The organism is Aureimonas sp. AU20, assembly GCF_001442755.1.
Lineage (GTDB): Bacteria > Pseudomonadota > Alphaproteobacteria > Rhizobiales > Rhizobiaceae > Aureimonas.
On sequence record NZ_CP006367.1, the window covers coordinates 1,081,726 to 1,094,513 of the forward strand.

Here is a 12,788-nt window from a genome sequence, read left to right on the forward strand (position 1 = left end):
TGTTCAGATGCGCGGCATCGGCGGCATAGGCGCGTCGATCGAGGCCGCCGGATGCGCGCCGGCCATCAGGGGCGTATCGGGCGCGCGCATGTCGCGCGGGGCAATGCCGAAATGGGCGCGGAACTGGCGGGCGAAATGCGCGCCGTCGCAGAAACCGGCCTCCACCGCGATATCGGTGACGCTCTTGCGCGTCGTCTGCAGGAGGCGCTTGGCATAGCCCAGGCGCAACTGGCGATAGGCGACCGCGGGGCTGACGGCGAGCGTTTCCTGGAACAGGCGCTCCAGCTGGCGCGAGGAAAGCTGCAGGCGCATCGCGATGGTTTCTACCGAAAGCGGCTCGGCCATGTGCTGCTCCATCAGGAGAATGGCGCGGCGCACGCGGTCGTCGCCGCCGGACGAGCCGGTTGCCGCATGAGGCTGGGCGTCGCTGCCCTGCCGCCGGTTCTGCAACTGGAGCACGTGCAGGCTCTTCTGCGCGGCCGAGGCGCCGACATGGCGTTCGATCAGGAAGGCTGCGAGATCGGCGACGCCCGAGCCGCCGGCACAGGTGATGCGGTCGCGGTCCACCACGAAGAGCTGGTCGGCATCCGGCACGATGTCGGAAAACTCCGCCTCGAAATCGGCATGGTGATACCACGAGACGCAGCAGCGCCGCCCCCGCATCAGGCCGGCGCGCGCCAGTACGAAGGAGCCGGTGCAGACGCCGACGAGCGGCACGCCCGCGCTGGCGGCCGAACGCAGGTAGGTGACGGCGGCGTCTTCCATCTGGTCGCCGGCATGGAGCAGGCCGCCGACCACGACGATATAGTCGAACTGACGGGGGTCGGTGAGCGGCGCCGTGCGCGACACCTGCACGCCGCAGGACGATCGCACCGGCTCGGGCCGCGCGGCCATGACGCTCCAGCCGCAGCGGATCGGGCGAGAGCGATCGCCTTCGTCGCCGGCGAGGCGCAGCGCGTCCACGAAGAGGGAAAGCGCCGACAGGGTGAAATTGTGCGCGAGAACGAAGCCGACCTTCAGGGCCGGCGTTTCGGGCGTGGAGGCGCGGCCGGCGGACAAGCGGTTCACGAGGCGATCTCCCTTTTCACCATGCTAACGCAAGCATCATGGCGAAAATTGCGGCAAGCGCCAAGTGTTTCGTCCGCCTCCCGGCGCTTGCAGGCAGATGAGAGGGGTGACCCGCCGGGGCGGGCCTCCCCCAAGCGGCTCAGGCCGCGAGCCGCTGCCAGACGGAGGGCGGGATGGGCACGAGATTGCTTTCGAACTCGCGCGAGCATTGCTCCCAGGAATAGGTCTCGGCATGGCGACGGCAGCCGGCGCGGTCGATCTCCAACGCCTGGAGCGCGGCGCTGCGCAGATCCTCCGACAGGACGGCGTGAGGCGTGCCGCCCACGATGTCCATCGGACCGGGCACGGGAAGGGCCGCCACCGGTGTTCCGCAGGCGAGCGATTCCAGAACCACGAGACCGAAGGTCTCGAAGCGCGAGGGGAAAACGAAGACGTCGGCCGCCGAGAAATGCTCGGCCAGCGCGCGCCCGGTGCGGCGCCCGAGGAAATGCGCCTTGGGATAGCGGCTCTTCAAGCCCTCCATCGCCGGCCCGTCGCCCACCAGGACCTTGGAGCCCGGCAGGTCGAGGCCGAGGAAGGCGTCGAGATTCTTTTCCGGCGAGATGCGGCCGAGATAAAGGAAGATCGGGCGCGGCAGGCGTAAAAAATCCGGGTCGAAGCCCGGTTCCAAACGGCAGGGAGTGAAGAGCTCGGTGTCCACCGCCCGGCCCCAGCGGCGGATGTTGCGATAGCCCCGCTCCGCCAGTTCGTGCTCCAGCGTCTCGGTCTGCACCATGATGCCGTTGCCGCCATTGTGGAACCAGCGCTGGAACCCGTAGGCCAGCGGCGAGCCGACGCCGAGGCGCTTCTCGAAATAGTCGCCGAAGCGGGTATGGAAGGACGTGGTGAAGGGAATGCCGCGCCGCCGGCAATAGTGGCGGGCGGCAAGGCCGATGGTGCCCTCAACCGGAATGTGGATCGTGTCGGGCTGGAAATCCTCGATAATGCGGCCGAGCGTGCGGCCGAGCGTCAGGGCCAGGCGCACCTCGGGATAGCCCGGGGCGGGCAGGCTGGCGGAAAAGTCCGCCGGGCCGACCAGCCGGACCTCGTGACCGAAACGCCTCAGCCAGTCGGCCGTGGTGTCGAGAACCCGGACCACGCCGTTGATCTGCGGCGGGGCGGCATCAGAAGCAATGAGAATACGCATGTCGCGCTCTTTTGGTCCCGAGAAAGTTTCGGTCCGTTTCTCTCGGACCTACGCAATGCTAGAGCTTGCGCCAGATAGCACCGTCAAGATGCATGCGGGAAAAATGTTCGAGGTGTTCCGGTCATGAAGGTAATCGTTCTAGGAGGCGACGGATTCTGCGGGTGGGCCACCTCGCTTCATCTTTCGGCCGAAGGCCACGACGTGACGATCGTGGACAATATGGTTCGCCGGCGAACCGACGAGGAACTGGGCGTGCAGAGCCTGACGCCGATCCGGCCCATGGCCGAGCGGCTCCAGGCTTGGCGCGAAACGCGCAACTCGCCGATCGAGTTCGTGGAGCTCGACGTCGCCAAGGACTACGACCGGCTGGAGGCGCTGTTCGCCCGCGTGCAGCCGGACGCGATCGTGCATTTCGCCGAGCAGCGCGCCGCGCCCTATTCCATGAAGTCGCCCTGGCACAAGCGCTACACCGTGGACAACAATGTCAACGCGACCAGCGCGGTGCTCTGCGCCATGGTCGAGGCCTGCCCGGAGGCCCATCTCGTGCATCTCGGCACGATGGGCGTCTATGGCTACGGCAAGACCAAGGGCATGACGATCCCGGAAGGCTATATCGAGGCGACCCTGCGCTCGGCCGGCCAGGAGGCCAATGTCGAGATCCTTTATCCCGTGGACCCCGGCTCGATCTACCACATGACCAAGACGCTGGATCAGCTCCTGTTCCAGTACTACGCCAAGAACGACGGGCTGAAGATCACCGATCTGCACCAGGGCATCGTCTGGGGCACCTCGACGCCGGAGACCGATCTCGACGAGCGCCTCGTCAACCGTTTCGATTATGACGGCGACTACGGAACGGTGCTCAACCGCTTCCTCTGCCAAGCCGCGATCGGCCATCCGCTCACTGTCCACGGTTCGGGTGGGCAGACGCGCGCCTTCATCCATATTCGCGACACGGTGCGCTGCATCGGACTGGCGCTGCGCTCTGCGCCCGAGCGGGGCGAGCGGGTGCGCATCATGAACCAGATGACCGAGACACACCGCGTCAGCGACCTCGCCGAGATGGTGTCGCGCATGACCGGCGCGCCGGTGGAGCATCGCGACAATCCGCGCAAGGAAATGGCCGAGAACGATCTCGTGGTCGCCAACGACACGCTGATCAAGCTGGGTCTGGAGCCGACGCGCCTGTCGGACGGGCTCCTCGACGAGGTGGTGCGCGTCGCCGAAAAGCATCGCGACCGCTGCGACACGAGCCGCATCGTGTGCTCCAGCCTCTGGGTGAAGCCGATCGCCGCCGAATAGGGCGTCGATCGGGTCCGCCCGCCGGACCTATTCGGCGGGGTTGCGAGCAGTGGCGGCGGGCAGGGGCTCCGAAGGGGCGTCGGGCTCCTGCTCCACCCTGCGCAGGGCGCTCGGCACCACGCCGATGGCGGCGAGCACGGTCGCGAGACCCAGCGCCGCGCCGATCGCATGGTCGGGCGCGAGGCCGAAGATCACCGCAAGAAGCGCCACGCCCATGGACTGGCCGACGAGACGCGCGGTGGATTGGATGCCGCTCGCCCCACCGGCGCGCTCGCGCGGGGCGCTGGTAACGAGGATCTTGTTGTTGGGCGCCTGAAACATTCCAAAGCCAAGGCCCGCGACGACGAGGCGCCAGACCAGATCGAGATCGGCGGGCTGCGCCGGCAGGAGCGCCAGCGACAGGAGGCCCGCCGAGAAGACCGCGAGGCCGACGGCGGCGAGGCGGCCGGGCTCGCGCAGATGATCCGACACGCGGCCCGACACGAAGGCGGCGAGCGCGGTGGCGATCGGCCAGGGCGTCATCAGAAGACCCGTTTCCGAGGCGCTGCGTCCCAGCGTGTCGTGCAGGAAGAAGGGCAGCGCGACGAAGGCCAGCATCTGCGCGGAAAAGGACAGGACGGAGGTCAGGGCCGAAAGGGCGAAGATCGGCCGCGCCAGGAGATCCACCGGCAGGATGGGCGCCGACAGGCGCAGCTGCGAGCGCACGAAGACCGTGCCGATCGCAAGCCCCGCCGCGATCTGGCCGAGTGCCAGCACCAGCCCTTCGGAATGGCCGAGCGCGTTGACGCCCGAGATCACGAGACCGAAGGTCGCCGCGCTCAGGGCCGCGCTCTTGAAGTCGAACCGCTCGCCCGAGGCGGGCGTGACGGGCAGGGTCCGCGCGCCGACCAGAAGCGCGAGAAGGCCCACCGGCACGTTGACCAGGAACAGCGCCTGCCAGGGCGCGACGGCGAGGATCAGACCCGCGATGGTCGGCCCCGTGGCGGCGGACACGCCGACGATCACGGCGACGTTGCCGACCGCCCGGCCAAGCTGGGCACGCGGAAAGATGAAGCGCACGAGCGCGATGTTGACGCTCATGATGCCGGCGGCGCCAAGGCCCTGGACGGCGCGGGCGAAGATCAGCATTCCCAGCGAATCGGCGACCGCGCAAAGGCCGGAGGCGAGCGTGAACAGCGCCAGCCCGCAGAGATAGACGCGCTTGTAGCCGACCACTTCGCCGAGCTTGGCGAGCGGCAGCAGCATCATGGTGACGGCGAGCTGATAGGCGTTCACCACCCAGATCGCGTCCACCGGCCGAATGCCGAGGCTCTGCGTGATGGGCGGCAGGGCGATGTTGGCGATCGCGCCGTCGAGCACGGCGACGAAAAGCGTCAGCGCGACGGTCGCGAAGGCGAGCGTGCGCTGGGGTTGGGCAAGTCCGTCGAGAGGCTGCATGAAAACGATCCGAGGAGGCGTCCGGCCGGTCGCGGGTGTCGCGGCCGGGAGCCTGCTCGAGATAAGCCAGCATTAAGAGTTTCGCCAGCTTTTCCCCGGTCGCGTCCTCTTTCCCCTCAGCCGACTTTCCCCGACCTTCAGTCGCGGGCAATGGTCTGGATGACGTCGAAGCCCTCGAATTCGGGATGGCCGAGATAAAGCGGCTTGGTGCCGCCGGCGCCCCGATGCGAGGCGCGGAAGGCTTCCGAGCGCGTCCAGGCCTCGAAATCCTCGCGGCTCGCCCAGATCGTGTGCGAGGAATAAAGGTGATGGTCCTCGCGCTCCGGGCCTTTCAAGAGATGGAATTCCTCGAAGCCGGGAACGGTGGTGAGATGCGATTCGCGGCTCTTCCAGAGCGTCTCGAAATCCTCCGCCGCCTCCTTGATGACCTTGAAGCGGTTCATGGCGATGAACATGGAAGGGCCTCCGGCTTTCTGGTTGCGCTGGGAACATAGGGGAGGGCGCGGGGAAGCCCAAGGGCGGGCGCGCCTCGCGCGATCGTGAGGCGAATCAAGTCTTCCGTAACCCTACGCAAACCTTTCCATGTCCTCTATGAAGCCAATCCATGGCGCTCCGCTCGGGCCTCGCCGCCCTCCTCTCCGGGGTTGGCGAACGGGCGAACTCTCCCGCTCGCGCGGACGAACACTGACAAAAAGGGAACAGCCTCTTGCGCGTCCTCCAGACCCTGAAAGCCGCGGCGCTTGGCGCCGCCGTCCTCCTTGCGGCTTCGCCCGCCTTCGCCCAGAGCTGCGGCAACGGCCCGGCCGGCTTCCCCTCCTGGCTCGAGAGCTTCAAGCGGCAAGCCGCCTCGCAGGGCATTTCGCAGAACACGCTTCAGACCGCGCTCGGCGGCGTGACCTACGACAGCAAGGTCATCGGCCTCGACCGCAACCAGAAGAGCTTCAAGCTCTCGCTCGACGCCTTCATGGAGCGCCGCGCGCCGGCCTCCTTTGTCAAGAAGGGCAAGAGCATCATCGCGCAGAACCGCGATCTCCTGAACCGGATCGAGCAGCGCTTCGGCGTCCAGAAGGAGATCCTCGTCGCCATCTGGGGCATGGAAACCGGCTTCGGCGCCAATTCCGGCAACATGAACATCTTCCGTTCGCTGGCGACCCTGTCCTACGACTGCCGCCGCTCGGACTTCTTCACCGAGGAACTGCTCGCCGCGCTGCAGATCGTCGACCGGGGCGACAAGCAGGCCAGCGACATGAAGGGCGCCTGGGCCGGCGAGATCGGCCAAACGCAGTTCCTGGCCAAGAACTACCTGCGCTACGCCGTGGATTTCGACGGCGACGGCCGCCGCGACCTGATCCGCTCCAAGGCCGACGTGCTCGCCTCCACCGCCAACTTCCTGAAGCAGCACGGCTGGATCGCGGGCGCCGGCTACAATCCGGGCGAGCCGAACTTCGCGCGCCTGGAAGACTGGAACCGCGCCAGCGTCTACCAGCAGGGCCTCGCCCTCTTTGCCTCCAAGCTCGCCAACTGACGGCAGGGCTCGGGCTCGCATGGGCGAGACGGGCTGGACCTTGAGACGGGCGGTGGCGCGGGACGCCGCCGCTCTTTTTCACATCCGCACCAGCGTTCGCGAGAACGCGATGTCCCTGGCGGACCTTGCGGCGATCGGCCTGACGGAAACAACGGTGGCGGCGATGCTGTCCGCCTCCCGCCCCTGCGCCTGGGTCGCCTCCGTGGATGACCGCGTGGTTGGCTTCTCGATGATCGACGAGGAAGAGGGTAGTCTTTTCGCGGCTTTCGTTCTGCCTGCCTTTGAGGGACGGGGCATCGGCCGAGCCCTGATCGCGCGCGCCGAGGCGGCCTTGTTCAGCCAGTTCGATCGGATCTGGCTGGAGACCGACCGGAATAGCCGGGCGGCCGAATTGTATCGGCGTCGCGGCTGGCGCGAGACGAGCGCCTCGGGCCAGGATATCCGCATGGAAAAGTCTCGTCCGACCGACTACTCCCCGTCGAGTTCGGGATAGGGGCGGAAGATGCCGCTTTCGTTGAAGGGGATGCGGCGGGGGCTCGCGAGATAGCGGGCAACGGCCGGCATTTCGGCCACGCGATCGTGGATCGCGAGGGCGGCCGGGCTGTTCGCCTCGATCCGCGCCATGCGCCGGGGGAAGGCGTAGCGCAGCCCTTCCACCACCTGAAACAGACCGAGATCGACATAGGTCATATGCTCGCCCACCAGCCAGCCCGAAAGGGACGGGTTGGCCTTGGCGACGCGCTCGTACCAGCCGAGGAACTTGGTCATGCGCTGGTGGCGGAACTCGCCGGCCCGGCGCAGCGCCTCGGGCTTCTGATCTTCGTAATAGAGGCTGGTGCCCACGGGATGATGCGTGTCGTGCGCCTCGGCCACGAAATCGGCCGTGGTCTCGGCTACCGCGCGCGCGAAGAGCCGGTCGGTCTCGCCCGCCGGCGCGAGCCCCAGACGTTCGCCGCAATAGGCGCTGATCGCGGCGGCCTGGGACAGGACGAGCGCCCCATGCACGAGAAAGGGCGGGGCGAAGGGCGGTCGGTCGGCTTGGTCCATCAGCCGCATCATCGCCTCCGCGCCGCCGCCCTCGCTCGCCGGCAGGCGCGCCACGTCGCGATAGGGCGCCTCGGCGGCTTCAAGCACGAGCCGCGGAAATTCGCCGCGTCCCTGGATTTCTGGCCAGTAGTAGAGGTCGAAACGATCGTTCATCGGGACTCGGCGGGTTGCGCTGCGGGGCCGCGCCAAGGCGGCGGGAAGGCTTCTGAAACCCGTGACAATGCTCGGAAGTTCCCACACCTTCCGTTAAGGTAAGATCGGGTTTTCGTATAACTTGAAGGTGTTATGCTGCACTGCCCATAATGCCGTCATCGCCGCGTAACGAACAAATGTTCACCATCGCAGTGCTGGACAAACCCGCTCCGGCTGTGATTGAAGACGCGCTTTCCGCTGGTCGGTTCTTAGGCCAAGCTCAAGGAGGTTCAACCTTTGACGATGTCCTTCCGCTCCTTTCTCGGCGCCGCGTCCCTCGCCACGCTCATGGCGGTCTCTGCCGCCGACGCCGCCACGCTGAACCTGCACAATGGGGGTGACGTCACCTCGCTCGACCCGCAGCGCCTTTCGGGCGACTGGGAGAACCGGGTGGCCGGCGACATTTTCGAGGGGCTGGTGACGGAGGATGCCAAGGCCCATCCGATCCCCGGCATGGCGGAAAGCTGGACCATCTCGCCGGACGGCCTCGTCTACACGTTCAAGCTGCGCGACGGCGTGAAGTGGTCGGACGGCGAGCCGGTGAAGGCCTCGGACTTCGTCTTCGCCTTCCGTCGCCTGATGGACCCCAAGCAGGCCGCGCAGTACGCCTATCTGCAGTACCCGATGAAGAACGCCGAGGCGATCAACAAGGGCAAGCTGGCCGACATGGATCAGCTCGGCATCAAGGCGATCGACGACAAGACCGTCGAGATCACGCTGGAGAACCCGACGCCCTTCTATCTCGGCGCGCTCACCCACTACACCGCCTATCCGCTGCCCGAGCATGTCGTGAAGGCCAAGGGCGACGCCTGGGTCCAGATCGGCAACATCGCGACCAACGGCCCCTACAAGCCGGTGGAATGGGTGCCGGGCAGCCATGTCCTGACCGAGAAGAATCCCAATTGGTACGACACCGCCTCGCTGAAGATCGACGGCACCAAGTTCTTCACGCTGGAGGACATTCCGGCCGCGCTGCGCCGCTACCGCTCCGGCGAGTTCGACATGCTCACCCAGTTCCCGGCCGACCAGTACAAGTGGCTGCAGGAGAACATGCCGGGCCAGGCGCATGTGACGCCCTTCGCCGGCCTCTATTACTACGTGCTGAACAGCTCCAAGCCGCCGCTCGACAACGCCAATGTGCGCAAGGCCCTGTCCATGGCCGTGGTGCGCGAGGCGATCGGCCCGCAGATTCTGGGCACCGGCGAGCTTCCCGCTTATAGCTGGGTGCCGCCCGGCATCGCCAACTACGAAGGCGGCCCGGCCTATGTCGATTGGAAGGACCTGCCGCAGGGCCAGAAGATCGCCGAAGCCAAGAAGCTTCTGGAGGCCGAGGGCTATTCCGCCTCCAAGCCGCTGAAGCTGCAGCTTCGCTACAACACGGACGAGAACCACAAGCGCGTCGCCGTCGCCATCGCCTCCATGTGGAAGCCGCTCGGCGTCGAGGTCGAACTCGTCAACAGCGAGGTCAAAGTCCACTACGCCGACCTGCGGGCCGGCGAGTTCCAGGTCGGCCGCGCCGGCTGGCTGGCCGACTACGACGATCCGACGAACTTCCTCGACCTGCTCAAGGGCGGGATCGAGATGAACTACGGCCGCTGGACGAACGCGGAGTACGACAAGCTTCTGACGGAAGCGCAGACGACGCAGGATCTGAAGGCGCGCGCCGGCCTTCTGAAGCAGGCCGAGACGATCGCCCTCAACGATTCGGCGGCGGTGCCGATCTACTATTACGTGACCAAGAACGTCGTCTCGCCGAAGATCACCGGCTTCGAGGACAATGTGAAGGACATTCACCGCACGCGCTGGTTGGCCAAGGCCGAGTAACGCGGAGCGGGTGATGCAGCCGGGGAGGGCGGAGCACCGCCCACCCTTCGCCGCCCGCCCGTCGGCTCAGGCCTGCGCCGGGCATCCGGCGCCGGCCTTTCTCCCGGGTTCAGGCCGAACCTCGGCCCGCCCCCGCAGTGGCGGCAGGCCGAAGCCGCCGGGACGCCCCGCGGCTCGATGCTCGATCGCCGCCGTCCCTTCGCGCTTTGCTCCGACGTGCCGCCCGGTCATGGGCCGAGACGCCCCGCGCGCAACTTTCGAAATCCACGCATCCGGCCGCCCGGGGATCGCCCCCGCGCCTTTCGCCGATGCCCCTTTGGACTCCAAGCGATGCTGTCCTTCGCCCTTCGCCGTCTCTTGACGGCGATCCCGGTGGTGCTGTTCGCAGTCACCGCCTGCTTCTTCATTCTCCGGCTGGCGCCGGGCGGCCCGTTCGATCAGGAGCGCGCCCTGCCGCCGGAGATTCTCGCCAACCTGCGGGCCCACTACAATCTCGACCTGCCGCTGGTGCAGCAGTACCTGCTCTATCTCGGCCGGCTCCTGCAGGGCGATCTCGGGCCGTCCTTCGTGACCAAGGACTTCACGGTCGGGCAGCAGATCGCCATCGGCCTGCCCTACACGCTGATTCTCGGCGGTTCGGCCTTCGTGGTCGCGGTCGTGGTGGGGCTGGCGGCCGGCATCTACGGCGCGCTCTACCAGAACCGGGGCGCGGACTATCTGATTGCGGGCGTCATCATGATCGGCGTCGTGGTGCCGAACTTCCTGGTCGCGCCCATTCTGCAGCTCGTCTTCGGCGTCCGGCTCGGCTGGTTGCCGGTGGGCGGCTGGGGCGACGGGTCCTGGCCGCATCTGGTGCTGCCGGTCTTCGTGCTCGCCTTTCCCCATGCCGGGCGCATCTCGCGCCTCATGCGCGGCTCGATGATAGAGGTCTTGAACTCCAACTACATCCGCACGGCCCGCGCCAAGGGCGTCGGCTCGCGGCTGGTGGTGATGCGCCATGCGCTCAAACCCGCGCTGACGCCGGTCGTCTCCTATCTCGGCCCCGCCGCCGGCTATCTCCTCACCGGCTCGATCGTCGTGGAGCAGATCTTCGGCATTCCCGGCCTTGGCCGCTACTTCATCCAGGCCGCCCTCAACCGCGACTACGGCATGGTTCTGGGGACGGTCGTCTTCTACATGGTGCTGATCGTGATCCTCAATCTTCTCGTCGATCTCGCCTATGCCTGGCTCGACCCGAGGGTGCGCGCGCGATGACCCTTTACGTCGACAAGCGCGAGGCGCTCGAACCCTTCGTCGTCCACGAGGCGGAGGCCTTTCACGGCAAGCCCCGCTCGCTGACGCGCGACGCGCTGCGGCGCTTCGGCTCCAACAAGGCGGCGATGGTGTCGCTGGCGGTCTTCCTCTTCATCGTGCTGGCTGCCGTGGTCGGCCCCTGGCTCGTCCCGTTCGACTACGAGACGCCGGACTGGGCCGCGTTCCGCGCCCCGCCCTCGATCGAGACCGGGCACTATTTCGGCACCGATCAGAACGGGCGCGATCTCCTCGCCCGCACGCTCTACGGCACGCGCGTCTCGCTTCTGGTGGCGCTCATCGCCACCGCCGTCTCGGTGCTGGTCGGCATTCTCTACGGCGCGGTGTCGGGCTTCGTCGGCGGGCGCGTCGACGCAGCCATGATGCGCTTCGTCGATGTCATGTACGCGCTGCCCTACATCCTCTTCGTCATCCTCCTGATGGTGATCTTCGGGCGCAACGTCTACCTACTCTTCGCCGCGATCGGCCTTCTGGAATGGCTGACCATGGCGCGCATCGTGCGGGGCCAGACCTTGTCGCTGAAGGAGCGCGAGTTCGTGGAGGCGGCGCGCGCCTCGGGCGTCTCGACCTTCACGATCATCCGCCGCCATATCGTGCCCAATCTGGTCGGCCCGGTGGTGATCTTCGCGACGCTGACCATTCCCGAAATCATCGCGACGGAAAGCTTCCTGTCCTATCTCGGCTTTGGCGTGCAGGAGCCGCTGACCTCGCTGGGAACGCTGATCTCGGAAGGCGCGGACACGCTGGAGATCATGCCCTGGCTGCTGCTCTTTCCCGGCGGCGTTCTCGTGTCGCTTCTCCTGTCGCTCGCCTTTATCGGCGACGGCCTGCGCGATGCCTTCGACCCGAAGGACCGGTGATCCCATGACCCCAGACAACAAGACGGCGCCGGTCCTGGCCCTTTCCAACTATTCCATCCGCTTCTCGACGCCCGACGGCGACGTGCAGGCGGTGAGCGATCTCAGCTTCGAGGTCCATCCCGGCGAGACGCTGGCAATCGTCGGCGAATCGGGCTCGGGCAAGTCGCAGACCTTCAACGGCGTCTTCGGCCTCCTGGCCAAGAACGGGCGGACCGAAGGCCAGGCGAAGCTCGACGGCACGGACCTTCTGAAGCTCTCGCTGCGCGATCTCGACCGCGTGCGCGGGCGCGACATGGCCATGGTGTTTCAGGACCCCATGACCGCGCTCAACCCGACGCTGAAGATCAAGCGCCAGCTGGCCGAGACGCTGGAGGTCCACAAAGGCGTCCGGCGGCGCGAGGCGGAGGCCGAGGCGCTGGCTATGCTGAAGCGCGTCGGCATTCCCGACGCCGAGCGGCGCATCGAGCAATATCCGCACGAGCTTTCGGGCGGCATGCGCCAGCGCGTCGTGATCGCCATGGCGCTTCTCTGCCGACCCAAGGTCATCGTCGCCGACGAGCCGACCACGGCGCTGGACGTGACGATCCAGGCGCAGATCCTGGAGCTCTTCGCCGAACTCACCGGCGATAAGACGGCGCTGGTGCTCATCACCCACGATCTCGGCGTGGTGGCCGGCGTCGCCGATCGCATCGCGGTCATGTATGCCGGTCGCATCGTGGAGGAGGGGCGCGTGGACGATGTCTTCGCCGCGCCCGCCCATCCCTACACGGCGGCGCTGCTGGGCTCGATCCCGCGCGTCGACCGGGACGCCGCCGGCGTCGAGCCGATCCCCGGCCGTCCGCCCAATCTGATCCGTCCGCCGTCCGGCTGCGCCTTCCACACCCGCTGCGGTTTCGCGGTGGAGCGCTGCACGGTGGAGCGCCCGCCGCTCGATGCGGTGGCTCGCGAGGGTACGGGCCCGCGCCGGGCCGCCTGCTGGCGCGCCTTCGTGGACGCGGCCAAGGGAACTGCCAAGACGGAGTTCGCCCATGTCTGA

At 67.1% G+C, this 12,788-nt stretch carries 12 protein-coding genes; 7 read left to right on the plus strand and 5 right to left on the minus strand.

The genetic code is table 11. From position 1 onward, the window contains the following. Window positions 1-3 precede the first annotated feature (3 nt). Window positions 4-1,068, minus strand: a complete 1,065-nt coding sequence (locus M673_RS04935; protein WP_244493084.1) for a GlxA family transcriptional regulator — start codon at window positions 1,066-1,068, stop codon at window positions 4-6. A 139-nt stretch (window positions 1,069-1,207) separates the two neighbouring features. Continuing rightward, a complete protein-coding gene (locus M673_RS04940; protein ID WP_061974094.1) occupies window positions 1,208-2,254 on the minus strand; it encodes a glycosyltransferase family 4 protein in 1,047 nt (348 codons plus the stop codon). A gap of 123 nt (window positions 2,255-2,377) precedes the next feature. On the opposite strand from M673_RS04940, the gene M673_RS04945 reads away from it, so the two are divergent. After that, window positions 2,378-3,556: an NAD-dependent epimerase/dehydratase family protein gene (locus M673_RS04945; RefSeq protein ID WP_061974096.1), complete on the plus strand. Its 1,179-nt coding sequence runs from the start codon at window positions 2,378-2,380 to the stop codon at window positions 3,554-3,556. Window positions 3,557-3,583: 27 nt separating this feature from the next. On the opposite strand, the gene M673_RS04950 is transcribed toward M673_RS04945, so the two are convergent. Continuing rightward, window positions 3,584-4,993 carry an MFS transporter gene (locus M673_RS04950; RefSeq protein ID WP_061974098.1) on the minus strand — a complete coding sequence of 470 codons (1,410 nt, stop codon included), beginning with the start codon at window positions 4,991-4,993 and terminating at the stop codon, window positions 3,584-3,586. A 137-nt stretch (window positions 4,994-5,130) separates the two neighbouring features. Then, complete coding sequence (locus tag M673_RS04955; RefSeq protein ID WP_061974101.1) at window positions 5,131-5,448, minus strand: antibiotic biosynthesis monooxygenase family protein; 318 nt, start codon at window positions 5,446-5,448, stop codon at window positions 5,131-5,133. A gap of 251 nt (window positions 5,449-5,699) precedes the next feature. Between M673_RS04955 and M673_RS04960 the strand changes: the two genes are divergently transcribed. Continuing rightward, window positions 5,700-6,518 (plus strand): lytic murein transglycosylase, encoded by an 819-nt coding sequence (locus M673_RS04960; RefSeq protein ID WP_061974102.1) that lies wholly within the window; start codon window positions 5,700-5,702, stop codon window positions 6,516-6,518. A gap of 19 nt (window positions 6,519-6,537) precedes the next feature. Further along, the gene (locus M673_RS04965) at window positions 6,538-7,011 is read left to right on the plus strand and encodes a GNAT family N-acetyltransferase (RefSeq protein ID WP_061974104.1); all 474 of its coding nucleotides are present in this window, start codon (window positions 6,538-6,540) and stop codon (window positions 7,009-7,011) included. Here the strand turns inward: M673_RS04965 and M673_RS04970 are convergent. Then, the gene (locus tag M673_RS04970) at window positions 6,987-7,718 is read right to left on the minus strand and encodes a glutathione S-transferase (protein WP_061974106.1); all 732 of its coding nucleotides are present in this window, start codon (window positions 7,716-7,718) and stop codon (window positions 6,987-6,989) included. The genes M673_RS04965 and M673_RS04970 overlap by 25 nt on opposite strands. 282 nt (window positions 7,719-8,000) lie before the next feature. On the opposite strand from M673_RS04970, the gene M673_RS04975 reads away from it, so the two are divergent. The 4 genes from M673_RS04975 to M673_RS04990 all read left to right on the plus strand — a co-directional run bounded on the left by M673_RS04975 (window position 8,001) and on the right by M673_RS04990 (window position 12,788). Further along, a complete protein-coding gene (locus M673_RS04975; RefSeq protein WP_061977669.1) occupies window positions 8,001-9,581 on the plus strand; it encodes a peptide ABC transporter substrate-binding protein in 1,581 nt (526 codons plus the stop codon). A gap of 330 nt (window positions 9,582-9,911) precedes the next feature. Then, entirely contained in the window at window positions 9,912-10,835 is a 924-nt protein-coding gene (locus M673_RS04980; protein ID WP_061974108.1) for an ABC transporter permease, read from the plus strand. Beyond that, window positions 10,832-11,752, plus strand: coding sequence for an ABC transporter permease (locus tag M673_RS04985; RefSeq protein ID WP_061974110.1), 921 nt, complete (start codon window positions 10,832-10,834; stop codon window positions 11,750-11,752). Before M673_RS04980 ends, M673_RS04985 begins: the two co-directional genes overlap by 4 nt. Window positions 11,753-11,756: 4 nt before the next feature. Then, on the plus strand, window positions 11,757-12,788 hold the full coding sequence (locus M673_RS04990) for an ABC transporter ATP-binding protein (protein WP_061974112.1): 1,032 nt from the start codon (window positions 11,757-11,759) through the stop codon (window positions 12,786-12,788).